Origin of the sequence: Pseudoalteromonas sp. APC 3355 (genome assembly GCF_030407615.1) — a bacterium.
GTDB classification, from domain to species: domain Bacteria; phylum Pseudomonadota; class Gammaproteobacteria; order Enterobacterales; family Alteromonadaceae; genus Pseudoalteromonas; species Pseudoalteromonas distincta.
On the sequence record NZ_JASDDB010000023.1, the window covers coordinates 22,946 to 45,478 of the forward strand.

General features: G+C 38.8%; 19 protein-coding genes and 2 tRNA genes. 16 read left to right on the top strand and 5 right to left on the bottom strand.

The features are described from left to right. Nucleotides 1-251 precede the first annotated feature (251 nt). The gene (locus QMA08_RS19775) at nucleotides 252-3,101 is read left to right on the top strand and encodes a UvrD-helicase domain-containing protein (RefSeq protein ID WP_290175306.1); all 2,850 of its coding nucleotides are present in this window, start codon (nucleotides 252-254) and stop codon (nucleotides 3,099-3,101) included. Nucleotides 3,102-3,227: 126 nt separating this feature from the next. Beyond that, the gene (locus tag QMA08_RS19780) at nucleotides 3,228-5,498 is read left to right on the top strand and encodes an EAL domain-containing protein (protein ID WP_290175307.1); all 2,271 of its coding nucleotides are present in this window, start codon (nucleotides 3,228-3,230) and stop codon (nucleotides 5,496-5,498) included. 23 nt (nucleotides 5,499-5,521) lie between these two features. Here QMA08_RS19780 and QMA08_RS19785 read toward each other — a convergent pair whose 3' ends face one another. The 3 genes from QMA08_RS19785 to QMA08_RS19795 all read right to left on the bottom strand — a co-directional run bounded on the left by QMA08_RS19785 (nucleotide 5,522) and on the right by QMA08_RS19795 (nucleotide 7,522). After that, the gene (locus QMA08_RS19785; protein WP_002960664.1) at nucleotides 5,522-5,920 is read right to left on the bottom strand and encodes a hypothetical protein; all 399 of its coding nucleotides are present in this window, start codon (nucleotides 5,918-5,920) and stop codon (nucleotides 5,522-5,524) included. A gap of 1 nt (nucleotide 5,921) precedes the next feature. Next, nucleotides 5,922-6,836: a zinc dependent phospholipase C family protein gene (locus tag QMA08_RS19790; RefSeq protein ID WP_182712919.1), complete on the bottom strand. Its 915-nt coding sequence runs from the start codon at nucleotides 6,834-6,836 to the stop codon at nucleotides 5,922-5,924. A 98-nt stretch (nucleotides 6,837-6,934) separates the two neighbouring features. Beyond that, nucleotides 6,935-7,522, bottom strand: a complete 588-nt coding sequence (locus tag QMA08_RS19795) for a hypothetical protein (RefSeq protein WP_290175308.1) — start codon at nucleotides 7,520-7,522, stop codon at nucleotides 6,935-6,937. A gap of 262 nt (nucleotides 7,523-7,784) precedes the next feature. On the opposite strand from QMA08_RS19795, the gene QMA08_RS19800 reads away from it, so the two are divergent. Both QMA08_RS19800 and QMA08_RS19805 read left to right on the top strand, forming a co-directional pair. After that, nucleotides 7,785-9,422, top strand: a complete 1,638-nt coding sequence (locus tag QMA08_RS19800; RefSeq protein ID WP_290175309.1) for a cyanophycinase — start codon at nucleotides 7,785-7,787, stop codon at nucleotides 9,420-9,422. Between the two features lie 92 nt (nucleotides 9,423-9,514). Continuing rightward, a complete protein-coding gene (locus QMA08_RS19805; protein WP_290175310.1) occupies nucleotides 9,515-9,763 on the top strand; it encodes a hypothetical protein in 249 nt (82 codons plus the stop codon). 437 nt (nucleotides 9,764-10,200) lie between these two features. Here QMA08_RS19805 and QMA08_RS19810 read toward each other — a convergent pair. Both QMA08_RS19810 and QMA08_RS19815 read right to left on the bottom strand, forming a co-directional pair. Continuing rightward, a tRNA-Pro gene (locus QMA08_RS19810) sits at nucleotides 10,201-10,277 on the bottom strand. Nucleotides 10,278-10,388: 111 nt separating this feature from the next. Beyond that, complete coding sequence (locus QMA08_RS19815) at nucleotides 10,389-11,012, bottom strand: arylesterase (RefSeq protein ID WP_039490141.1); 624 nt, start codon at nucleotides 11,010-11,012, stop codon at nucleotides 10,389-10,391. Between QMA08_RS19815 and QMA08_RS19820 the strand changes: the two genes are divergently transcribed. The 12 genes from QMA08_RS19820 to QMA08_RS19875 all read left to right on the top strand — a co-directional run bounded on the left by QMA08_RS19820 (nucleotide 11,013) and on the right by QMA08_RS19875 (nucleotide 22,532). Beyond that, the gene (locus tag QMA08_RS19820) at nucleotides 11,013-11,726 is read left to right on the top strand and encodes an ABC transporter ATP-binding protein (RefSeq protein ID WP_002960653.1); all 714 of its coding nucleotides are present in this window, start codon (nucleotides 11,013-11,015) and stop codon (nucleotides 11,724-11,726) included. It begins immediately after the preceding gene. Then, nucleotides 11,716-14,217, top strand: coding sequence for an FtsX-like permease family protein (locus QMA08_RS19825; RefSeq protein WP_138488836.1), 2,502 nt, complete (start codon nucleotides 11,716-11,718; stop codon nucleotides 14,215-14,217). Before QMA08_RS19820 ends, QMA08_RS19825 begins: the two co-directional genes overlap by 11 nt. Before the next feature lie 130 nt (nucleotides 14,218-14,347). Next, entirely contained in the window at nucleotides 14,348-14,872 is a 525-nt protein-coding gene (gene ruvC, locus QMA08_RS19830) for a crossover junction endodeoxyribonuclease RuvC (RefSeq protein ID WP_002960649.1), read from the top strand. Between the two features lie 2 nt (nucleotides 14,873-14,874). Further along, a complete protein-coding gene (gene ruvA, locus QMA08_RS19835; protein ID WP_002960647.1) occupies nucleotides 14,875-15,492 on the top strand; it encodes a Holliday junction branch migration protein RuvA in 618 nt (205 codons plus the stop codon). A gap of 7 nt (nucleotides 15,493-15,499) precedes the next feature. Then, the gene (gene ruvB, locus QMA08_RS19840; protein WP_002960645.1) at nucleotides 15,500-16,507 is read left to right on the top strand and encodes a Holliday junction branch migration DNA helicase RuvB; all 1,008 of its coding nucleotides are present in this window, start codon (nucleotides 15,500-15,502) and stop codon (nucleotides 16,505-16,507) included. A gap of 964 nt (nucleotides 16,508-17,471) precedes the next feature. Continuing rightward, the gene (gene tolQ, locus QMA08_RS19845) at nucleotides 17,472-18,176 is read left to right on the top strand and encodes a protein TolQ (protein WP_002960643.1); all 705 of its coding nucleotides are present in this window, start codon (nucleotides 17,472-17,474) and stop codon (nucleotides 18,174-18,176) included. Next, the gene (gene tolR, locus QMA08_RS19850; RefSeq protein ID WP_002960641.1) at nucleotides 18,163-18,591 is read left to right on the top strand and encodes a protein TolR; all 429 of its coding nucleotides are present in this window, start codon (nucleotides 18,163-18,165) and stop codon (nucleotides 18,589-18,591) included. The genes tolQ and tolR overlap by 14 nt, the downstream gene beginning before the upstream one ends. 4 nt (nucleotides 18,592-18,595) lie before the next feature. Then, a complete protein-coding gene (tolA, locus tag QMA08_RS19855; RefSeq protein ID WP_002960639.1) occupies nucleotides 18,596-19,522 on the top strand; it encodes a cell envelope integrity protein TolA in 927 nt (308 codons plus the stop codon). 9 nt (nucleotides 19,523-19,531) lie between these two features. Then, on the top strand, nucleotides 19,532-20,890 hold the full coding sequence (tolB, locus tag QMA08_RS19860; protein WP_138488837.1) for a Tol-Pal system beta propeller repeat protein TolB: 1,359 nt from the start codon (nucleotides 19,532-19,534) through the stop codon (nucleotides 20,888-20,890). A 34-nt stretch (nucleotides 20,891-20,924) separates the two neighbouring features. After that, nucleotides 20,925-21,467 (top strand): peptidoglycan-associated lipoprotein Pal, encoded by a 543-nt coding sequence (gene pal, locus QMA08_RS19865; protein WP_002960636.1) that lies wholly within the window; start codon nucleotides 20,925-20,927, stop codon nucleotides 21,465-21,467. Nucleotides 21,468-21,480: 13 nt separating this feature from the next. Then, a complete protein-coding gene (gene ybgF, locus QMA08_RS19870; protein ID WP_290175311.1) occupies nucleotides 21,481-22,230 on the top strand; it encodes a tol-pal system protein YbgF in 750 nt (249 codons plus the stop codon). Nucleotides 22,231-22,456: 226 nt separating this feature from the next. Then, nucleotides 22,457-22,532 (top strand) — tRNA-Lys (locus QMA08_RS19875). The last annotated feature ends 1 nt before the right edge of the window (nucleotide 22,533 follow it).

Sequence of the window (22,533 nt, forward strand, 5' to 3'; positions counted from 1 at the left end):
GAATTAGCTATAAATGATTGTTTAATTGCGGATATACCTAGTAAATATATTAAGTGTATTTGTGCATTGTTACACAACACGCTATCTGTAAATGTTTAAAATTGTTAATGATTGTGAGTAAAATGCTAATATTAAGTTTTAAAAGTCAGCCTGCTAAGAGGTTGCTCGATAAATGACTACTATTTAGCGTTAAATGTAATATAAAAGAGTATGTTACAATCAAGTCAAAGCATATCTTCATATTGAGTATTATGGCGCAGTATATTGCTACTCCAAGTTGGCTAGGCCGTTTTTTTACCCGTATTAAACACGTAACTATTGAACAAGAGCACCTTGTTGTGCATTTTAGAAGTGCTCCCGCACGGACATTTTTAATTAAAGACTTTTATAATTACTCAATACTTAAAAATCGTTTATTTAGCGCCAAAATTAATTTGTGCGATAGTAGCAATACATCAATTAGCTTTTTAAACAAAGCACAAGCTAAGTCTTTAAATACCGCCCTTAATACGCAATTTTCAGCCATGCTGGAGCAAAAAGTAAATAACGCCAAGGCTTTGCTAAAGCGTTATGCTTTAGATGAGTTTTTACGTGATAGTTCCATGAAAATACTTAATAACGAGGTGTTTTTACTTGCTAAACAATACGCTCAAAGTATAAACACATGGCAACAACACTTATCGCCAAGCAGTATTAAATTTTTAAATATACTGAGCTCCACACCCAATACTCACGATGCAATCGCACAGCTGCGCCATAAATATGAAAAAAAACAACTAACTCTTAAAAATGACTTTTTTAATCAAGTAGAGTCAAATCCTTTAACAACAGAGCAGCGCTTAGCGGTAATACGCGATAACGATAAAAACCTAGTATTAGCGGCAGCAGGCACAGGTAAAACATCTGTGATGGTCGCAAAATCGTTAGATCTAATAGCGTGTGATATTGCCAAGCCTGAGCAAATTTTGGTGCTGGCCTATAATAAAACAGCAGCAAATGAGCTTAAAGAGCGCTTTATTAAACGCGCCACGTATGCAAAATTGGATACCAAAGCACCCACTATTTTAACGTTTCATGCGCTTGGGCTTAAATTATTACAAAGTGCTAAAAAGCCAATCGAATTGTCAAAATTTGCAACCGACCCAGTTCAATTAAATAGTTGGTTAACTGGGTGGGTAAGTAAAAAAATACAAACCGAGCCACAGTTTTTAAAAGCATTTGTAGATTTACTCCATGAGCCGATTGATATATTTAGCTTTAAAGATAATGCACAGTACGAGCGGTACGTACGCGATAACGAATACCGTAGCCTTGCGGGTCATAAAGTAAAAAGTTATCAGGAAGTGCTTATTTCAAACTGGCTACATTTAAATTGCGTGGCGCACAGTTATGAGGTGAATTATCACTTTAATCAAGGCGCAGAGCTAAGTGGGCAATACCAACCAGACTTTTATATACCTCAATACGATATTTACTTAGAGCACTTTGGCATTGATAGGCAAGGGAATACTCGTGCCGATATAGATAAAAAACACTATAACGAGCAAATTGCATTTAAGCGTAAGTTACATAAACAAAATGGCACCACTTTACTAGAAACCTTTCATTACAACTGGGTAGAAGGAAAGCTTGAGCAAACTCTCGCAAAGCAATTAAAGCAGCATAATGTTGAATTAACACCTTTAAGTAGCGACGAAATATTTCATACTTTAAATAACTCAGGACAGTTACAGCAAGGCATTGATAAGTACATAAAATGCTTACAAGCTATTCGTGTAGAGCAACTAAGTAATAAGCAAATAGCGCAGCGCATCAAGCAAAGTGGTATTAAAAACTATCAACAATATGCAAACTTGTTAGTGCAAATTCATAACGCTTATATAAATGAACTAAGCACGCAAAATGCCATTGATTTTGACGACATGATTATTCAAGCAACAAAGGCGATAGTAAGCGGAGATTTTAATGTTCCGTGGAGCCACATTTTAGTTGATGAGTTTCAAGATATATCAAGTGCGCGTATGGGTTTTTTAAATGCCATATTAAAATATGGCAAAGGAATACGCTTTACTGCGGTTGGTGATGACTGGCAAGCAATTTATCGGTTCTCGGGTGGTAATTTAGCGCTTACTACACGCTTTAATGAATTAGTGGGCAGCCACTCACTTACTATGTTGCAAAAAACATTTAGATATAACAATAGTATTAGTGATGTAGCAGGGCGTTTTGTAATGCAAAACCCTGAGCAATATAAAAAGCAGATCAGCACACATACACAAGTAACCACACCACAAGTTATTTTATTAGACGATTTATACCAAGGTACTAAATCGATAGAAATGAAAGTACAACAGAGCATAAGCACTATTCAAAAAAACGATGCATCAGCGAGCATTGCCATACTTAGTCGATACCGATACATGTTAAATAGCGTGCAGCAGCATTTAAAAGATAAAAAGCATACAAACCCTCTTTATTTTTGGACATTGCATAGCGCTAAGGGGCTTGAAGCCGATTACTGTATTATTATTGGTTTTGAACAAGGTAAATTAGGGTTTCCTAGCGATAATCAAAATAACGTCCTGGTGGAGTCGTTATTACCAGTGCAAGATGAATTCACTCACTCAGAAGAAAGGCGTTTGCTTTATGTAGGTATTACGCGCGCAAAACATAAAGCGTATTTAATTGCAGACCCTTATGCATGCTCAGCGTTTGTAAAAGAACTAGTAAATGACGATTATCCTATTCAAATCGGCTCCACGTTGTTTAACAAGTCGCAACTAAAGCAAAGAGAGTGTAATACGTGCAGCGACGGATTAATTGTGCCAAAAACGGGTCAGTATGGTGATTATTATAGCTGTACTAATACGCAGATTTGCGAAACTAAACTACGAGTGTGTAAAAGCTGTAGTAGCCCATCAGTTGATAAAAGCACGTATTCACAATGTGTGAATACAGAGTGTAAAACGCAGCATCCAATTTGTGAAAAGTGTGGTCGCGAAATGCGTAAACGTAAATCTAAGCACGGTGAATTTTTAGGGTGCAGTGGTTTCGCGCTTAAAGAGGATAACTGTAAAAACACTCGAAAAATGAATGTTTAATGGCTAACGAGCAGGTTTACACCTGTCTATTTTATAGAACAATGTAAATAGAAATTATATTCATTTGATTGATTTTAACAAGTTATCAATGTCTAATAGAAAAATGAGCTTTAACTGTTGTTTATTATGCATTTTTTCAATAGGTTCTTTTTATTAAACGATCACTATTCAGCCCCTGATCAGGTTGCTAATTGGCGAGTAAGTGCACTGCGCATTATTCTATCATTAGTAATGGTGTTATGTTTTGCTGTGGTGTGCCACACGTACGCAAGCGCTATTGAGTTTAACTTAATTTATATTGTTGTATTAACAAGCAGTTTTTTTGCGACTGTATGCGGTTTACTTATAGCAAGTAAGCGTTTTTATCACTTCAGCGCTCATGTACTTTTAATAGCCATTGTAGCTGCTAGCGTGTCAATGAACTTATTTTTAACAGACCTAGAGCTTGCTAAAGTGGGCTCTATGTATATGTATTCCTGCCCAATAATCGCACTTATGCTACTTGGTTATAGAACAGCCCTTGCTTATGGCGTATTAAATATTGTACCGTTTTATATGATCATCAATAACGTTGATGTATCGGGCTTAACTGGCATTGCTCAGCAACTTCCCGATGCCAGCTTATACATTACAGGGCTAATATTCTTATTTTTTAACATTTGTATTCCCCTTGCTGTGGCACGCACAATTGTGGCTGCTAAGCGTTTAAACAACACAATGATAAGCGCTAATACACACCTTAAAGATAAAAATGAGCTTTATCGAAGCCTGTTCACCGAATCAAATAAAGCCAAAATTATTGTTGACGAAAATCTTGTCATTACTGATTTTAATCAACATGCTATTGATATGTTTGGTATAAAAAAAGAATTAAAAGAAGGAAGCGTTAATCTTTCTCATTTATTTCCGGCCTTAGTTTTTGACGACTCTAATGCTCAAAATAAAATTGTGAAGTACAAAAAAAGTTATTTTAAAGCCTGCTACCAACAAATAACAATGAGTACAAACTACCGTGTATACGACTTTTACGATTGCACGCAAGAGCAGCTCATTAAACAAAATTTATCGATGATGGAACAAGAAAATAAACGTTTACGCTTTAGAGACTCGCAAACAAAACTACCTAATAGAGAATGGTTTGAGCTGCAATGCGACAGATTAACAAGCAAATACCAAAAAGGTTTTTTTATCGTTGTTACCCAAAGTGCAAATAGTGAATACTTAAATTTAAAGCTCACTAAAGCCGACTCTCAAGCATTACTTATTAACGCGTACAAGCGTTTAAAGGCGATGGCAGATGGGCCGTTGTTGTGTGCCCATATAGGAGTAGGAAAGCTTGCTTTTATAATTGGCGCAAACTCGCAAAACGAGCTTGAAGATAAGCTATTAATGCAAATAAAAAATACATTAGATAAAACTTATAATGTGTTTGGCACTAAGTGTCAGCAATCATTTTTATTTGGTTTTGCAAAGTATCCTGATCACGGAAAAAACAGCACAACAGTACTTAGCAATGCGTGCGAAGCACTTAAAGTTGCAAACTGTAATATGCCTCTAAGTGGTTATAACGAAAAACAATCACAAGCTTTTATCGAAAAATACGAAATTTCGATGTTATTAGATGAAGCGCTTCAGCAGGGCGATTTGTCGGTACACTATCAACCTAAAGTAGATGCAACGGGTAAATGTATAGGGCTTGAAGCTTTAGCGCGTTGGAACAGTCCTATACTAGGTAATGTGTCGCCAGTGGTATTTATTCCAATTGCCGAAGAATACAGAATGGTCAGTAGGTTAACCGATCTGATTATTCAAAAAGTCTGCGCTCAAATTTCCAATTGGACTAAGGCGGGTTTACCGAGTGTGCCGGTGGCAATAAATATATCTCTAATTGATTTTAGCCAAACCGATTTTATGTCAAAACTGGTTAAATACCTTGCCGACTTCAACGTAAAGCCACCTCAAATAGAGTTAGAACTGACTGAAACCTCTCTTGAGGCAAACCAAGCGCATTCGCTAAAGCTTATGCAAACACTGCAATCGTGGGGTTTTACTATTTCGGTTGATGATTTTGGAGTGGGGTATTCTAATATTGCACGCCTTGCCGATTACCCTATTAACAAGCTCAAGTTAGATCGCTCATTAATCAGCCAAGTAACAAGCTCTACGCGTCAAAAAAGTTTAGTTAAAGCGGTGCACGTTATGTGTGAAGAGCTTGATATTAAGTGTGTAGCCGAAGGAGTAGAAACCCAAGAGCAAGTAGCAATAATGGCGCAAATGGGGTGTAAAGAATTTCAGGGCTTTTACTTTGGGAAACCAATGTCAGCCGAAAATTTTGCAGAGCATGTTAGCCGCCATGGCTTAGTGTTTAACCCCAAAGAGATGACGGCTCAACTTTAAATGTATAGCAGGTATTTTATTACCTAGTTACAGAGCTGTTGGGCGTTTATAGTTATTTCGCACTGATGAATAACTCCTGCTCCCCAATGCTGTATATCTGATTGAGCAGTACAGCCTGCATCTTCAATTAAAGCCGTATTGGCATCACATAAAAGTAGCACTGCGTTATCATCTTGTACGTTTACAATAAGCGTGTATTCCCCAAAAGGTGCAAGTTTGCTTAAATCGTTATTAACAGCGGCTTTTAATAACTCATCAGTTGTTGAATAGGATGTTTCACTAAATTTTAGTGTGCCATCAACGGCTGTAGCAATATCTTTTAATTGTGAGGCTAAGTCGGCCATCACTTCTGGATTGTTTTTTTTAGGAGTGTAGCAACCGCTAAGTAATACTATGAGGCTTATATAAAGTAAGTGTTTCATTTTATTTGCTCCATACCGTCATCGTGTTGTGTTCATCGTAGCCTGTATCTAGGTTCCAATTTTTAATTGCACTGTAATCAGTATCTAAAAATACGGCATTGGCAATAATGGTTATGTAGTGCTGAATGTTACTAACGGCAAAGTCAAAAATATCGTTGTAATGCATAGGCTCGTGCGGCGTTTTTAGATGTTCAATAAAAGTGGGGTCTACTTCGTTTGGGCGAGGATAAAACAAGCCTAAATCAGCAGCAACATGGCGTGCACAGGCAAATAATCGATAGCTTTCTTCAACATTATTTACTACAAGCTGAAAACCGTTATGCCATGAATTAAAGTTAGGAGCGTGTTGTGCTGCGTAGCTTGGGTGAACCGTTAATAAAGCATGTCGCCAAATTTTTGCAATATCGGTATCAAAATTATCGTCTTTGTTAGTACAAGATCCAATATTTTGTTGCACGCGGTCAGCATAACCTAACTCACCTAAGTTTAAACGTTGCCAAATAAACGCGTCTTGATTCATTTCGCAGGTACGGTGCGCCGTTTGGTTTTGCGCGTAAGGGCCTACTTTTAATTCAACAACCGGATGCACTGTTATATCTGCAGCAACATGGGCCATATAACCGCATAACCAGGAAAAACACTTTTCAAATGCTTCACCTTCAAGTGTTTTACAGTATTCAATCATTGCTTTAAGTAAATCGCCTGTGTGCTCATAGTGCATTAGGTCGGCCCACGCATTTTGGCTAGGCTGCGCTACAGCTAAGTAAGGATAATCGGGGGCTACACAGCCTAGTTCAAGGTATGCTTGGCGTTGGCTTAAAATAAGCTTTGCTTTTTTAGGCATATCCATTTTAGCGAGTGACTTGGTTTGCGTTGCAATATTAACAGCAGTGATGTGCGCAAAAGCACCTGGCATTGTCATATCCTTATGATTTATTAATAAGGGTACAGATTAACATTGAGAGGGGGTTAAATAAAGCCAACTAAATGCAAGTATAGCGGGGTAAACACCTATTAAATTAGCTGCTCAACTAATTGGCCATTCTCGTATAATTTAGCATGTTGACGCTTATGTTCTTCAAATAGGTAAGCTCTTAGTTGCTCTTGACCGCTATGAATTTGCGTTATTTTAGCGGCTATACCTTGCGTGCTTTGCCTTACGGGTTCTATTTCCATCGAAATACTTTGTTTGTTAGGTAAAATAAATTCCATGTGCTGTGATTTATTTAAATGGTTACCTTTTCTGAGGGGTTTTAAAAACATCCCCGTGTTTGATATTGATTCAATTTTAAACCCTTGGCTTTTAATATTTAGCTCACTCCAGCGCCAACTGCGCAGTGTGCCTTGTGTGTCTATTACTTCGGGGGCGGTTAAAATCGGTTTGATTATACCGGCGCTATCAATTTTCAAGTCCAACGGAAACCATAACTGATAGTGTGCAACCTCTGCGAGCAGGGTTAAATTAGCGCTATTAAGTAAGTGAGCAATATTGGCTGGTACTGAACTTTGTAACGTTAAAACGTGACTGTTGTGAGCATGTGACTTTTTATTAGGCTTAAATAACTCAGCAAAAAAATTTATCTCTTCATTAGAAAAGTCCATATTTCACCCCAGTTACATAAAATAATTCACCACCGTAATTTAAACAATAAGATTGGTCAATAAATGCCCCGTTTAAATTTGTTTAGATAATATTTACAAAGACAAAAGGGCATACTAAACAATGTATTTAAATGCAGTGCTTAACCCGAACGTTTTTCAGAGACTTGAATTATTTAACATTTACAAAAATATATTTAGGCGCCAGTGGCTAGCTGTTAAACTACAGCACATTAGTTTTATTATTTATATTAGAGTTTACATTATGATATGTGCATTTTTACGTGATCAACAGCCGAAGTTACTGGGTATGGTAGTGGCATTGGTCGGTGCAGGATTTTCAATAAATGCAGTGGCTCAAGAGCAAAGCCAAACTTTAATTTTAGTGGGGTCAGAGCTTACTACCTGTACTAGCGCCAAGCTCAATAATTGCCAAAAAGAGGCTGTTATTGATGGTAAGTCACATAATTTATATACACTTAGCAGCTCTCAAATAAAAAACATCGCGCAGCATTGGCCTAATAATAATGTTGAGGCAAAAACGGCTGTATTAAAAACACTTAAAACCATACAAAGTAAATCGTCAAATAGCTTATCAAAAACAGATTTACTCTGGCAGTGGCGCGATATAAATAATCAGCAATTAGAAAGTCTAACTCAGCAAGAGTACAACTTTGTATTTGATATGCTAGAAGTACCGCTACTTAATAAAAACGGTGAGCGTTTAAAAGAGCAAGTAAATACCGATTTTAATAATGAGGTTGCGACTAATAATATTTTACAATTTGTGTCGGGCAGTTTAAAAGTTAATAACGCAAAACCAACCATGCTTGCTATTACGGCTTCGAGCCGCGACCCTTATGAGTCGGCAGATGTAGCGCAAAGTTTTTTGGCACAATCAAATATAAACACTCAATGGTTAGCACTAACGCCAGCGCTTGCTAAAGCGATTACGAGTAACTCGTGCGATGAATTACCAGCGCTTAGAAATACATTAATGAATGTGTATAACCGTGAAGTGATTTATCCCGATCGCACAAAGGCCGAATACGCTTTATGTAAAAGTGGCACTAATGCACTTGTATCACTTATTAAAAGCAGTACCGGCGTTATGTTTAATGATGGTGATGCGGCTTTAACACATAAGATATTATTTGATCCAAACAATAACCCATACCCTTGGACGCAAGCATTGCAAACTCGCCCAGTGATTGTAGGTGAAGGAGCAGGCGCAGCAATCCAAAGTAAAGTGACGAGCATGCTTACAAATACGACAAGCCTTGAGGCACTTCGTAAAAGTGAAAATAACACTAATGCTAGTGGGCTGGGCAGCTTTAATTTTGGTGTACTAGATACTCAATTTAGCGAACAAAACCGTACATTTAGGCTCACAGCAGCGCTAAATAAAAACGAAGTAAAAAGTACTAAAACAGAAATTCAACATGGATTTGGTATTGATGAAAATACAGCCTTAGTTGCTATTAAATCGCCAGAAGGTAGTTTAATAACCGTAATAGGCAAAAGTGGTGTAGTGCATTTGGCTAACCAAGGAAAAGCCCAACCTGAGAGTAAGAGCTATAGCTACTCGTACTGGCCTACAAGCAGTGTAATTGAAATTACCAATAATACGTTTACCTTAAGCGCACGCACAATAGATGAAGCGTTACCCGCTATAAAAATACCTCCATTGCCAGTGCAGCGTTTTGGCTCAATTTTAACAAATTCAAAACTGCGTTCACTTACTCAAGCTATGTGTTTAAGCCAAGAGCAAAGTGCGGTAGCCCAACAAGACGAGTTTATAATTAGCCTTACAGCAACGAGTGACACACAGTATCATCGCATCAATGCAAAAGAGTTTGGTTGTGCGCTAAGCAATTTAGAGTTAGCTATAAAGTCGATTTAGTGACTAACCTGAGCCAAGGGTTTAAGTTTTTGGCTCTTCTCTATAAAATAGCCACCATAATGATTTAAAAGCCTTACTAAAAGAGTGTTAAAATGAATAAAGATAATGATGTAATTTCTAGTCTAGCCGAATTAGAAAGCTTTTTATTAAATGTAGAAAACGGCGGTCTTGGCCTTAAGGATGTTTCGGGCGTTGGTATGGCAACAAACAATAGTGATGGTAGTCGTTTTGTAGCCGTGTTTGACGATAATCAAAAATTACTTTTAGCGCGCAGTATTACAGAAGATGTATTCCAAACAGGGCAAGATATGGTACGTAATGGTGTAGGGCGCAAGCACTAGTACTTTAATAAAAAAGCGCTTAGAGCGCTTTTTTATTTTAATTTCAATAAATTGAAATTAAATGCTTCATATAGATCCCACAAAGGCCACTTCAAGTTAATAACAATCAAATACAACCCCCCTCAAAAACCACAAAACTAGCCAGCTAAACTCAGTTTTATTAAGTGCGCTTAGATAAATAAGATAGTGCTACGGATAAATTGTAGAATCAAAAAGATGGATTTTGGCTATATTTTGAAGAGAAGTTTAACTTATTGATATAGAGGGAGTTTATACCAATTCGCTTAATTAAGTGATCTATTTTTAAGATGGAAAAACGTGTTGATAGCTAGGCAAAAAATTCGCTATTTAGTTGTTCTAAATGAGAATTTTTTAACACAGGTAGCGACACGTTTAGCCCCGCAAAATGATTAAGTATTATTGCGGATTGGTATTAATGGTCGGTATGGAGAGATTCGAACTCTCGACCCCTGCCACCCCATGACAGTGCGCTACCAAGCTGCGCTACATACCGACGTTGTTTGCAATAGTACGTGTATTTTTTTAAAAATCAATAAGCGATTGTTTGTTTGGGTGTTTATTACGCAAGAGACCTAAAAAGGCGCCCTTGCGGTGTATTAATTAGCTAGTCTTTATTTAACCACTTTTTGATCGAGTCATACATCTCATCTCGTATTAATGGCTGAGCTTTTTTGTTAGGGTGTAAACTATCGTTTTGCATTAGCTCAGGTTGACTGGCAATATCGAGCATAAAAAAGTTCATTAAATGCGCATTTGTTTCTTCGCTAACGCGCGAAAAAGTGTCAGTAAACATTTTACTGTAACGCGGGCCGTAATTAGGGGGAATGTAAATCTCCATTAAGGCGGTCATCGCATTAGCTGCTTGGCTTTTTTGAATAAGAGACGTTAAATTAGTTTGCATTTTTTTGACTGGAAAACCACGTAAACCGTCATTAGCACCTAGCTCAATAAGTACATGAGTGGGTTCGTATTGCTCAAGCAATGCATCTAAACGGCGTAGGGCTCCACCAGATGTTTCGCCACTAATACTGGCGTTGATAAGTTCAATGTCGGCTTGTTCGTCATCGTATTTATCTTGTAACAATTTTACCCAGCCTTCTTCTTGTTGAAGTCCGTAGGCTGCGCTTAAACTGTCACCGAGTATTAAAATCGTGTTGTCGGCTGCTGCGCTCAGCGGTTTGATAACTAAAAATAAAATGAATACTAAACGAAGGATTGAATGAGTCATATGTCAGCGCTTTCTCAATTAAATATAATTCAGGTTAATGGTTTGTCTAAAGTAGTCTCTACCTTTGAAGGTGAGCTGCCCATCCTCAGCGACATCAGCTTTAATGTCAAGCATGGCGAGTCTGTTGCTATTGTTGGCACGTCGGGCTCTGGTAAATCTACGTTACTCAGTTTATTAGCAGGGCTGGACACCGCCAGCAGCGGTGAAATATTTTTAGATGGTGAACCATTACACAATTTAGATGAAGAAGAGCGTGCTGCACTGCGCGCGGCTAAAATTGGATTTGTATTTCAATCGTTTATGTTAGTACAAAGCTTAACGGCACTAGAAAACGTTATGCTGCCAGCAGAGCTCGCTGGTGAAAGTGATGCAAAAGAGCAAGCAATTGCATTACTTGAAAAAGTAGGCTTGAGCCATCGAATTGATCATTACCCGTCGCAACTCTCTGGCGGTGAACAGCAACGTGTTGCTATTGCGCGAGCATTTATTGGTACACCTAAAATACTATTTGCTGATGAGCCTTCGGCTAATTTAGACAGCAAAAACGGTAAAATGATTGAATCCTTATTATTTGATTTAAACACGCAACACGGCACCACGCTTATTTTGGTTACTCACGATGAAGGGCTTGCACAAAAATGTGAGCACATTATTCAAATAGAAGCGGGCTTACTGGTAAAAAGCCAAGTAGAGGACATTGCTAATGTGGGTTAAGTTAGCGCTTAAGTTATTTTCGCGAGAATTTCGCCGTGGTGAGCTCACGGTCATAAGCGCAGCTATCGCTCTTGCTGTTTTAACCGTGCTTACACTGTCTATGGTTACTGAGCGGATAGGGCAAAGTATTGCGCAAAAAAGCAGTGCTTTTATTGCTGCAGACCGTGTACTTGCAAGCGATCATGTTCTCGATACTGCTTTTATTACTAAAGCACAGAGCCAAAATTTAAAAACGGCGCAAATGGTGTACTTCGACACTATGTTGTTTGCCGATGATGAAATGCAGTTTAGCTCAGTAAAAGCGGCATCTAATGCGTATCCGCTAAAAGGTCAGTTAAAAGTTAAGGATACCCTTACAGGTGAAACTAAGGTTGCTAATAGCGGACCAACGCCTGGTAATGTGTGGCTAAGTGAATCGGTATTTTACAGTTTAAATATTGATATAGGCGCGCAAGTAGAGCTTGGCGCTGCATTATTTAATGTTTCAAAAGTTATTGTAGAGGAGCCTGACGCGCCATTTAATGTATTTTCGAGCAGCCGTCGTGTGCTTATTAATATTGACGATGTGGCAAAAACCGAAGTTGTGCAGCCAGGTAGTCGTGTTTATTACCGCCAACTTTATGCAGGTAGTGAGGCCGACATAAATAGCTTTTACGAATGGCTTAAACCACAAATGAAAGAAAACCAACAATGGTATGGCGTTAAAGACCGCCAATCCCCCATTTCAAACAGCTTAAACCGCGCTGAGAGCTTTTTATTACTTGCTGGTTTACTGGGCATTATTTTGGCAGCAGTGGCTATAGCTGTTTCAGCAAAACGTTATTGTGAACGCCAATACGACCCAGTAGCGATGATGAAAACGCTCGGCGGTAGCCGCTCAATGATCCGCAAAATATACATGCTTCATTTATTGCTTGTATGTGCAATGGCGGTAAGTATAGGGCTGTTAATTGGTTATGGCTTGCAAGAAATAGCAACAAGTTACTTATCAAAAAGTATGGGCACAGAGTTACCTTTAGGTGGCTTTAAACCTTGGCTGGTGGCTATAAGCACTGGCGTAATTTGTGCTGTTATGTTTTCTATCAAACCGTTATTTGATTTATTTGATATTCCGCCGCTTAGAGTTCTGCGCCGTAACTTAGGTGACAAGTTGGCAGTAAGTCGTGTGCATTTAGGTATGAGTGCGCTAACCGTGTTTTTATTAATGTGGTTATTTAGCAACAACATAAAAATAACGCTTATTTTGTTTATATCAACACTTGCGCTAATTGGTGTGCTGTTTTTAGTATCTAAATTAATATTTGGTGGCGGTCGAAAATTAGGACTTAAGCCAGGTAACAGTTGGTCGCTTGCAATTGCATCTATTCAAAAGCGTGCAAATGTGAACGCGGTACAGTTAATTAGTTTTTCGTTAGCGATTAAATTACTGCTGTTTTTAGTGGTACTTAAAAACGACATGATATCTGATTGGCAGTCGCAACTTCCAAGCGACGCGCCTAATGCGTTTTTAGTTAATATTACGCAAAATGAGCTTGAGCCAATTAATGAATATTTAGCTCAAAAAGATATTCAAGTATCAGAGTTTTATCCCACTATTCGTGGGCGCGTAAATGCGGTGAATGGCGAGTTGGTAGCACGTTCAGTATCGCTGCAAGACAACGAGAAAAAAGACGAAGAAGCACGTGCAGGTATTGGCCGCGAGCTAAATCTTACATGGCTTAAAGATGTGCCTGACCAAAATGAAGTAACACAAGGCACGTGGTTTGGTGAAAATGCGATGGCTGAAGCCTCAGTAGAGGAGTCGATGCTTGAGCGTTTAGATGTTGAGATAGGCGATACGCTTACATTTTTAATTGGTTCGCAGTCGTTCGATGCTAAAATCACCAGTGTGCGCAAAGTTAATTGGGCCACGCTTAAACCTAACTTTTTTATTATTTTAAGCCCAGATGTACTTGCAGATTTTCCGGCAACGTATATTTCGTCTGTACGTATAAATCCAGATCAAAAGCGTGACTTTAGCCAGTTATTGCGTACTTACCCTACTATTACAGCGATTGATATTGATAACTTTGTTAAGCAAATACAAACAACTATTTCGCAAGTATCACTCGCCATTGGCTTTGTACTTGCAATTGTTGTGCTGTGTGGCGCGCTTGTACTTATATCGCAAGTGCAAGCTAGTTTAGGTGAGCGTATGCAAGAAATTGTAATACTGCGAACACTTGGCGCTAAAAGCCGATTAATTAAAAACGCGACCTTGTACGAGTTTTTATTACTCGGCGGTTTAGCTGGCTTAGTTGCCGCATTTTTTAGTGATATAGCGCTTTTAATTGTGCAGCAACAAATGTTTGATTTAGCAGGTAAGTTACATCCGCATATATGGATTATTGGTCCGGTAGCTGGCGGTGTATTTGTGGCTGGTTTAGGCTATTTAATGATTGCTCGAACACTTAAACAAAATACCCAAGGATTAGTGCGTGCCCTAGGGTAAGCTTAAACTAACATCCTCCTGCAAATGCCCACCTAACACGTGGGCATTTTTGTTTTTCTTTGTACTGGTAATTTATACAGTGCTCTGGCATTATTAGCGTAATTTAAAAATAATAACAATGGAGTGCTGTTTGGCCATTATTTTAGGGATCGATCCTGGTTCACGTTTGACCGGATATGGCGTTGTTGCCCATCAAGGTTCTAAATTTACATACTTAGGCAGTGGTTGTATTAAGTTAGCCGATCATCCTTTTCCGGTTAGGCTTAAAATGATCTACCAAGGCATTACACAGCTTATTGAACAGTTTTCGCCAGAAACCTTTGCCATTGAAAAAGTATTTATGGCGCACAACCCCGATTCAGCTTTAAAACTAGGCCAAGCTAGAGGCGCGGCGATTGTTGGCGCTGCAATGGCCGACTTACCCGTATTTGAATACTCAGCTAGGCAAATTAAGCAAGCAGTAGTAGGCAACGGTGGTGCAGATAAAACACAAGTGCAACACATGGTAAAAAATATTTTGAAACTACCAGGTACGCCACAGGCCGATGCAGCTGATGCACTCGCTATTGCGATTTGCCACGCTCACTCAGAACAAAATTTAATTAAACTAGCGGGTAGCGCAAGCAAAACCGTTAGAGGACGTTTAAGGAAATAATTATGATAGGCCGCTTAAATGGTATTTTAGTCGAAAAACAGCCACCAGAAATATTACTCGAAGTAAGTGGTGTCGGTTACGAAGTACAAATGCCGATGACCTGTTTTTACGATTTACCAAAAATTGGTGAAAATGCGATTGTTTACACTCACTTTGTAGTGCGTGAAGATGCTCAACTATTGTTTGGTTTTAATAATAAAGTTGAACGTGCTTTGTTTAGAGAGCTATTAAAAGCAAATGGCGTAGGGCCAAAACTTGGCTTAGCTATTTTATCGGGCATGTCGGCAAAACAATTTGTAAGTTGTGTAAATAACGAAGACTCAACATCGCTTGTTAAATTACCCGGTGTAGGTAAAAAAACAGCCGAGCGTTTAGTACTCGAAATGAAAGACAGATTAAAAGATTGGGGTAATGATTTATTTACGCCATTTAGCGACAGTGCAGTAATAGAGCCAATGAGCGATGCGACAATTGCTAATAATGCAGCGGATGATGCCGTATCGGCACTGCTTGCATTAGGTTATAAATTGCCACAAGCTCAAAAAGCAGTAAAATCGATAAGTAAACCCGATATGTCTACTGAGGTTCTTATTAGAGAATCTTTAAAATCTATGTTGTGAGTAACCCATGATTGAAGCGGATCGCTTAATTGATGCGACTGAAAAAACAAATGAAGACTCTATAGATCGTGCAATCAGACCAAAACTTTTAGCCGACTACAGAGGCCAGCCTCATGTTAAGCAGCAAATGGAAATTTTTATTGAAGCTGCCCGAACCCGTGGTGAAGCGCTCGATCATTTATTAATATTTGGCCCACCTGGGCTTGGTAAAACCACGCTTGCAAATATTGTAGCCAATGAATTACACGTAAGTATTAAAACAACATCAGGCCCTGTACTTGAAAAAGCAGGCGATTTAGCTGCTCTACTTACTAATTTAGAAGAAGGCGATGTACTGTTTATCGATGAAATACACAGGCTAAGCCCGCAAGTTGAAGAAATACTGTATCCCGCAATGGAAGACTACCAGCTTGATATAATGATTGGTGAAGGCCCAGCTGCGCGTTCTATTAAATTAGACTTACCTGCATTTACACTTATTGGTGCAACCACACGAGCAGGCTCGCTTACATCGCCACTGCGTGACCGTTTTGGAATTGTGCAGCGATTAGAGTTTTATTCTGTAGAAGATTTATCGCACATAGTAGGGCGTTCAGCACATTATCTCGGTTTAGAAATGTGTGACGATGGTGCTACCGAAATCGCGCAGCGCTCGCGCGGCACACCACGTATTGCAAACCGCTTATTGCGCCGTGTACGCGATTACACCCAAGTAAAATCTGACGGCACAGTAAACGCCGATGTAGCTAAGCAAGCCCTTGATATGATTGACGTAGATAAAAGTGGTTTTGATTATATGGACCGCAAATATTTACTCGCCATAATCGAAAAATTTATGGGCGGCCCAGTAGGGCTCGACAATGTAGCGGCTGCTATTGGTGAAGAGCGCGAAACAATAGAAGATGTAATAGAGCCATTTTTAATCCAGCAAGGATTTATTCAGCGTACACCACGTGGACGCATAGTGTCTGACAGTGCATATCATCACTTTGGTTTACTTCCTAAAAAAGACTAGCCTATATACTTTACTTGCTGTGTTTTATTGCGCAGCAGGTAATTGTTTCAGTATCCCTTTGTTTCGAATTATTATACTCAAAACCTCAACACTCTGTTGCAAATGTTATTTCAAAATACTAATACGCTTTATAGTTAACTGTTAATTCACAGGGCGTTAAGACTCGCGAAGCTATCCTGCGTACCATTCAAACTAGTAAGCGAATTACTTATTGTAAATTAGGTAGGGCAATTATTAGTTTATAAATAAAATATGTAGCGCACTAAATTGCAGGCAAAAAAAAGCCCGCAAAAAATGCGGGCAAACAACAAGTTGAAGGAAGTAATCCAGGGGAACTACGTTTTACTAAATTTGGTTTTATCCAGAAAGAGTAAAACAATGTAATACGATAAAATATCCTATTACTAAGAACTTGGCTTAATGAAACTATCTCATTCAGTGCGCTAGCTCGGTATGGGAGAATAATACGTAAGTTTACTTTTTTGTTCAAACTAGAAAATTTGTATTTTCAGATTAGAAAAACTAATTTAGTGAATTTTATTGTTGTTTGAATCTTGTGCGTTAATTAATCGTTAAATTTATAAGCTTATGAAATTTATAACTTAAGTAATTTATTTCGTTATAGCTCGGTATTAGTTTTACTATTACGTGCAGGTGAGGCTTATAGGTTTTGAGTGTTTATGCTCTTATTTTGAATAAACGGCGCATTTTATGACGTTTCATGCATATATTTACGCATATTTATAGTTAGCGAGTTTGTTTCAAAGTTTAAATAAAATACTGAGGCAAAGGGAAATGCCAACTAAAGCTGTTTTTTTAACGTTTTTTGTTGCCTATTCATAGCAATACCGTTGTCAGCTTGAAATGGACTAGATACACTAGATGCAACTTTTGGCCGTGTAAGCGGTCATATTTACACAAATTAACCAATTTGCCGTATTTTGAAATTATTTAGGAGTTTAACGTGGGATCAGGGCTTAATTTTTTAGATCTAATTTTAGAAGCAAGTTTGCTTGTTCAATTAGTAATGTTAGGGCTAGTTGCCATGTCTGTAATGTCGTGGACAATTATATTTCAACGTAAAAAAGCAATATCGGATGCGCTAATAAATGCTAAGAAATTTGAGCAAAAGTTTTGGTCGGGTATTGATTTAAGCAAATTATATAACGAAATATCGTCACGCAGCGGTCAGTCTCAAGGCATTGAAGCTTTGTTTACTTCGGGCTTTAAAGAGTTTGCTCGCCATAAAAAGAATACATTTCAAAGTGCGAGTATTGTTATGGAAGGAACGCACCGCTCTATGCGTGTTGCGCTTTCTCGTGAAATTGAAAAAATGGAATCTAGTCTATCGTTTTTAGCAACAGTAGGTTCTATAAGCCCGTACATCGGTTTGTTTGGTACAGTGTGGGGTATAATGAATGCCTTTATTGCACTAGGTGAAGTTAAGCAAGCTACATTACAAATGGTAGCACCTGGTATTGCAGAGGCACTTATTGCCACTGCTATGGGTTTATTTGCCGCGATCCCTGCTGTTATTGCTTATAACCGTTTTTCAAACAGTGTTGAAAAGCTTGAGTCTCACTATATTAACTTTATGGAAGAGTTTGCTAATATTTTACACCGTCAAGCAGCTACACAAATAGAGGCACAAGCGAATGTATCAGCGTAAAAAGCGCCGTCCGGTCGCAGAGATTAATGTAGTACCTTACATTGATGTAATGTTGGTACTACTTATAATATTTATGGCTACAGCACCGCTTATAACGCATGGTGTAAAAGTTGATTTACCTAAAATGGAAGAGTCTGATTTAGTTGATACTAAAGATACTCCGCCTATTATTGCCTCAATAGATGCACAAGGTAAATATTACGTGAGTGTAGGTACAGATCCAGAAGAGCCTATGGAAGCACTTGATGTAGCGGCGGTTATAAAATTACAGCTAATGAAAAACCCTGACGTGCCGGTAATGATTAAAGGCTCGGGTAAGGTGTCGTATCAAGAAGTATTATTACTAATGGATTTTTTGAAAAATGCAGGCGTACCATCAGTAGGATTAATGACTGAATCCTTTGAGGGGAAGTAGCTGTATGAATAGTTCAGTAGTAAAATCAATAGTACTTCATTTAGGGATTGGTGGATTTTTGTATGCTTCTGCAAATATTCATCCGCCAACACCTAAAGTAATGGAAGTAACGCTTAATTCGGCTATACCTACGCCAGATAAAGCGGTATCAGCCGTTACAGTTGATCAAAAACAAGTTGAGCAAAAAATTGCTGAACTTCAAAAGAAAGAAAAAGATAAAAAAAGTGCTGAAGATAAACGTATCCGTGATTTAGAACGCAGAGCGGCCAATGCACGCAAGCAGCGCGAATCAGAAGCACGTAATATTAAAAAGCTAGAGCAAGAGCGTAAAGCTAAAGAGAAAGAAAAAGCGCAAGCCGAGGCAGAAGCTAAAAAAGCACGTGCCATTGAGCAAAAAGAGCGTGCAAAAGCTAAGCAAGCCGAAAAGCAAAAGCAAGAAGCTGAAAACGCAGCAAAAGCAGCAGCTGACAAACGCAAAGCTGAAGAAGAAGCGCTTAAAAAAGCAGAAGCCGAGCGCAAAAAGCGTGAAGAGGAAGCAAAAGAGCGTGCTGCTGAGGCCGAACGTAAACGCCAGCAAGCAATGCAAGAGCAAATGTTACAAGAGCAACTTGCCAAAGAGCAGGCTGCCCGTAGTAAAATACGTCAGCAACAAGTGGTGAGCGAAGTTGATAAGTACCGTGCATTAATTATGGCGCGTATTCAGCAAAACTTACTGATTGATGAAAAAATGAAAAACCAACAGTGCCGAGTTAATATTCGTTTGGGCTTTAATGGTTTAGTAACGCAAGTTAAATCATTAGGTGGCGACAAGTTAGTATGTGAAGCTGCATTAAGAGCAGTGCGCATGGCTGACACATTACCGGTATCTAAAGATAAAGACGTATTCGAAAAACTTAAGAATATTAATTTAACAATCAAGCCAGAATTTTAAAGGAATGATATGTTCAACAAAATAAAAATAGCCTGTTTAGTTTTACTGTTTGGGTTTACGGGTGTTGCTAATGCAGCGCTTGAAATTGTAATAACAGAAGGTGTAGACGGTGCAAGGCCTATTGCCATTGTACCTTTTAAATACCAAGGTGTTGGTCCAATCCCTGAAAAGCTAAGTGGTGTTATTGCTGCCGATTTAATGCGCAGTGGTAAGTTTAAACCTGTTGATGTGGCGCAAATGCCGCAACAGCCAAGTAAAGATGGCGAAATTGATTATGCGTCTTGGGTTAATAAAGGTGTTGAAGCTGTTCTTGTTGGTGAGGTTGAACAACAAACTGATGGGCGTTATTTAGTTCGTTATGAGTTAGTTGATGTGATTCGCGGCCAAATTACTGGTGGCAATACGCAAATGATGAGTAACGGTAAGTTAGTTAAAAGCCAAGATCATATTTTAGAAGCGCGTGAAAGTGTTATTGGCGAGAGTGGTTTTCGTCGTTATTCACACCGCATTAGTGATGTTATTTATGAAAAGCTAACGGGTGAAAAGGGCGCGTTTTTAACTAAAATTGCATATGTAATAGTACGTGATAACGAGCCTAAACCTTATCAACTAGTCGTTGCTGATTACGATGGTTTTAACGAACAGGTATTACTTCGTTCAAAAGAACCATTAATGTCGCCAGCATGGTCACCAAATGGTACTAAACTAGCGTATGTAACGTTTGAAAACCGTCAAAGCCAAATTTACATTCAAGATATATACACAGGTAAGCGTGAAATAATAGCAAGCTACCGTGGTATTAATGGTGCACCGCAGTTTTCGCCAGATGGTAAAAAGCTATTATTAGTGCTTTCTAAGGATAAGACGGGTGCGACAGAAGTTTACATGCTTGACCTTGCTACACGTAAAGAAACACGCTTAACAAATCATCGTAGCATAGATACTGAGCCATCTTGGTACCCTAATGGCCAAGATATTGTGTTTACATCTGAAAGGGGTGGTAATGCTCAGATTTATAAGTTAAATTTAAAAACAGGTAGGTCACAACGACTCACCTTTGATGGTGATATGAACCTTGCTGGTTCTATAACACCAGATGGAAAAGAATTAGTGATGGTTAACCGTACCAACGGGCAGTACCATCTTGCTAAGAAAGAGCTGGCTACAGGTGCGTTTCAAGTATTAACGAGAACACGCCTAGATGAATCACCGAGCATAGCGCCAAATGGTTCGATGATTATATACAGCACGCTCCATAATAATAAACAGGTACTTGCGCTAGTATCGATGGACGGCCGCTTTAAAGCACGGTTACCTGTGCTAGACGGACAAGTAAAGGCACCAGCTTGGTCGCCATACTTACAGTAATATTACTGGTTTACTCAAAATAGGAATCTACTCAATGCAACTTAACAAAATACTTAAAGGCCTGCTAATTGCTGTGCCAGTAATGACATTAGCAGCTTGTAGCTCATCTTCTGATATTGATGAAGGTGCTGCAAACCAATCAAATCAAGGCGTTGTTGAGCAATCAACTAACACTGATACAGTTGAAGTAGCTACAATCTCTCCTGAGCAACAAGCAGAAGAGCAACTTCGTCAAAAGTACGAAGCACTACGTCAAGAGCAAGTAATTTACTTTGACTTTGATAAAGCGACTGTTGAAGGTAAGTACGCTGATTTACTTCGTGCACATGCTGAGTTTTTAGTTCAAAACCCATCAGTTAAAGTACTAATTGAAGGCCACGCAGATGAGCGCGGTACTCCAGAGTACAACATTGCACTAGGTGAGCACCGTGGCCAAGCAGTTGAAAAATACCTATTAAGCTTAGGTGTTTCAGCTAGCCAAATGTCAGTGGTAAGCTACGGTGAAGAGAAGCCAATGGTTAAATCTCGCACTGAATCAGCTTTCGCTAAAAACCGCCGTGCGGTACTAGTTTACTAAGATAAGAGATATTATGAAGCCGAAAATTATTTTGGCAGCCATGATATTGAGCGGGAGCACCCAGTTAATGGCTGCTCCCGCTCCTGTTTCAGAAGCTGCAAGTTCACAATCAAGTATTGAGAAGCGATTAGCGTCGCTTGAGAATATGATGCAGTCGCGTAACTTTTTACAAGTAGAGTTACAGCAACAACTTAACTTGTTACAAGACGAAGTAAGTCAAATTCGCGGTGTAACTGAAGAGCAAAGCTACAAACTTGAAAAAGTACTCCAGCGTCAGCGTGAGTTGTATCAAGAGATTGAAAACCGCGTTAGCCAGGCTTATACACAGCCAACAGCAGCTCCAGTAGCCGATCAGGCGCAGCCAAACGATGCACAGAGCTACAGCAGTGACTTATCTGAAAATGAAGCGTACGAGCGTGCTGTTGCGTTAATAATGAAAGATAAACGTTATGATCAAGCGATTCCTGAATTTCAAACGTTTTTAACTACCTATCCAAACTCTGTATATGCGTCTAACGCGCATTATTGGTTAGGGCAGTTGCTTACTATTAAAAATGATGGCGTAAAAGCGGTAGAGCATTTTAAAGTGGTTGTTAACGAATTTCCAAATTCTAATAAACGCCCTGATGCAATGCTAAAGTTAGGCACACTTTTACAAGATCAAGGTTCAGCGGCGCAAGCACAAAAAATATTGAGCGATCTTATCAATCAATACCCAAGTACTACCGCTGCAAAACTAGCAACTGATCGTTTGGGAAACTAAAGTTCACCAGCGATTAAATTTCTAGTTAAGGCGAGCAAACTACATGGAAACTCTCGAAGAATCTTGGATTTGCATGTAGTTTGAGCACAAACGGTTTAATTTTGTGCATCTAGACATAAAAACTTAAAAAAAGAGACAATTTCGGTTGCACTCATTTTATAAATAAGTATTATAAGCGCCCGCAGCAAACGAATGGTTACCCCACTCGAAATGCGATAAAAAGAGCGGGTTATTAGCTCAGTTGGTAGAGCAGTTGACTTTTAATCAATTGGTCGATGGTTCAAATCCATCATAACCCACCAT

Bases quoted from the DNA above. Each gene is read 5' to 3' on its own strand.
- QMA08_RS19820 (WP_002960653.1), top strand. From the start codon at position 11,013: ATGTCAGCGCTTTCTCAATTAAATATAATTCAGGTTAATGGTTTGTCT.
- QMA08_RS19825 (WP_138488836.1), top strand. From the start codon at position 11,716: ATGTGGGTTAAGTTAGCGCTTAAGTTATTTTCGCGAGAATTTCGCCGT.
- ruvA (WP_002960647.1), top strand. From the start codon at position 14,875: ATGATAGGCCGCTTAAATGGTATTTTAGTCGAAAAACAGCCACCAGAA.
- QMA08_RS19775 (WP_290175306.1), top strand. From the start codon at position 252: ATGGCGCAGTATATTGCTACTCCAAGTTGGCTAGGCCGTTTTTTTACC.
- QMA08_RS19785 (WP_002960664.1), bottom strand. From the start codon at position 5,920: ATGAAACACTTACTTTATATAAGCCTCATAGTATTACTTAGCGGTTGC.
- ybgF (WP_290175311.1), top strand. From the start codon at position 21,481: ATGAAGCCGAAAATTATTTTGGCAGCCATGATATTGAGCGGGAGCACC.
- QMA08_RS19815 (WP_039490141.1), bottom strand. From the start codon at position 11,012: ATGACTCATTCAATCCTTCGTTTAGTATTCATTTTATTTTTAGTTATC.
- tolB (WP_138488837.1), top strand. From the start codon at position 19,532: ATGTTCAACAAAATAAAAATAGCCTGTTTAGTTTTACTGTTTGGGTTT.
- QMA08_RS19800 (WP_290175309.1), top strand. From the start codon at position 7,785: ATGATATGTGCATTTTTACGTGATCAACAGCCGAAGTTACTGGGTATG.
- tolR (WP_002960641.1), top strand. From the start codon at position 18,163: ATGTATCAGCGTAAAAAGCGCCGTCCGGTCGCAGAGATTAATGTAGTA.
- QMA08_RS19795 (WP_290175308.1), bottom strand. From the start codon at position 7,522: ATGGACTTTTCTAATGAAGAGATAAATTTTTTTGCTGAGTTATTTAAG.
- pal (WP_002960636.1), top strand. From the start codon at position 20,925: ATGCAACTTAACAAAATACTTAAAGGCCTGCTAATTGCTGTGCCAGTA.
- tolA (WP_002960639.1), top strand. From the start codon at position 18,596: ATGAATAGTTCAGTAGTAAAATCAATAGTACTTCATTTAGGGATTGGT.
- QMA08_RS19805 (WP_290175310.1), top strand. From the start codon at position 9,515: ATGAATAAAGATAATGATGTAATTTCTAGTCTAGCCGAATTAGAAAGC.
- QMA08_RS19790 (WP_182712919.1), bottom strand. From the start codon at position 6,836: ATGCCAGGTGCTTTTGCGCACATCACTGCTGTTAATATTGCAACGCAA.
- QMA08_RS19780 (WP_290175307.1), top strand. From the start codon at position 3,228: ATGCATTTTTTCAATAGGTTCTTTTTATTAAACGATCACTATTCAGCC.
- ruvB (WP_002960645.1), top strand. From the start codon at position 15,500: ATGATTGAAGCGGATCGCTTAATTGATGCGACTGAAAAAACAAATGAA.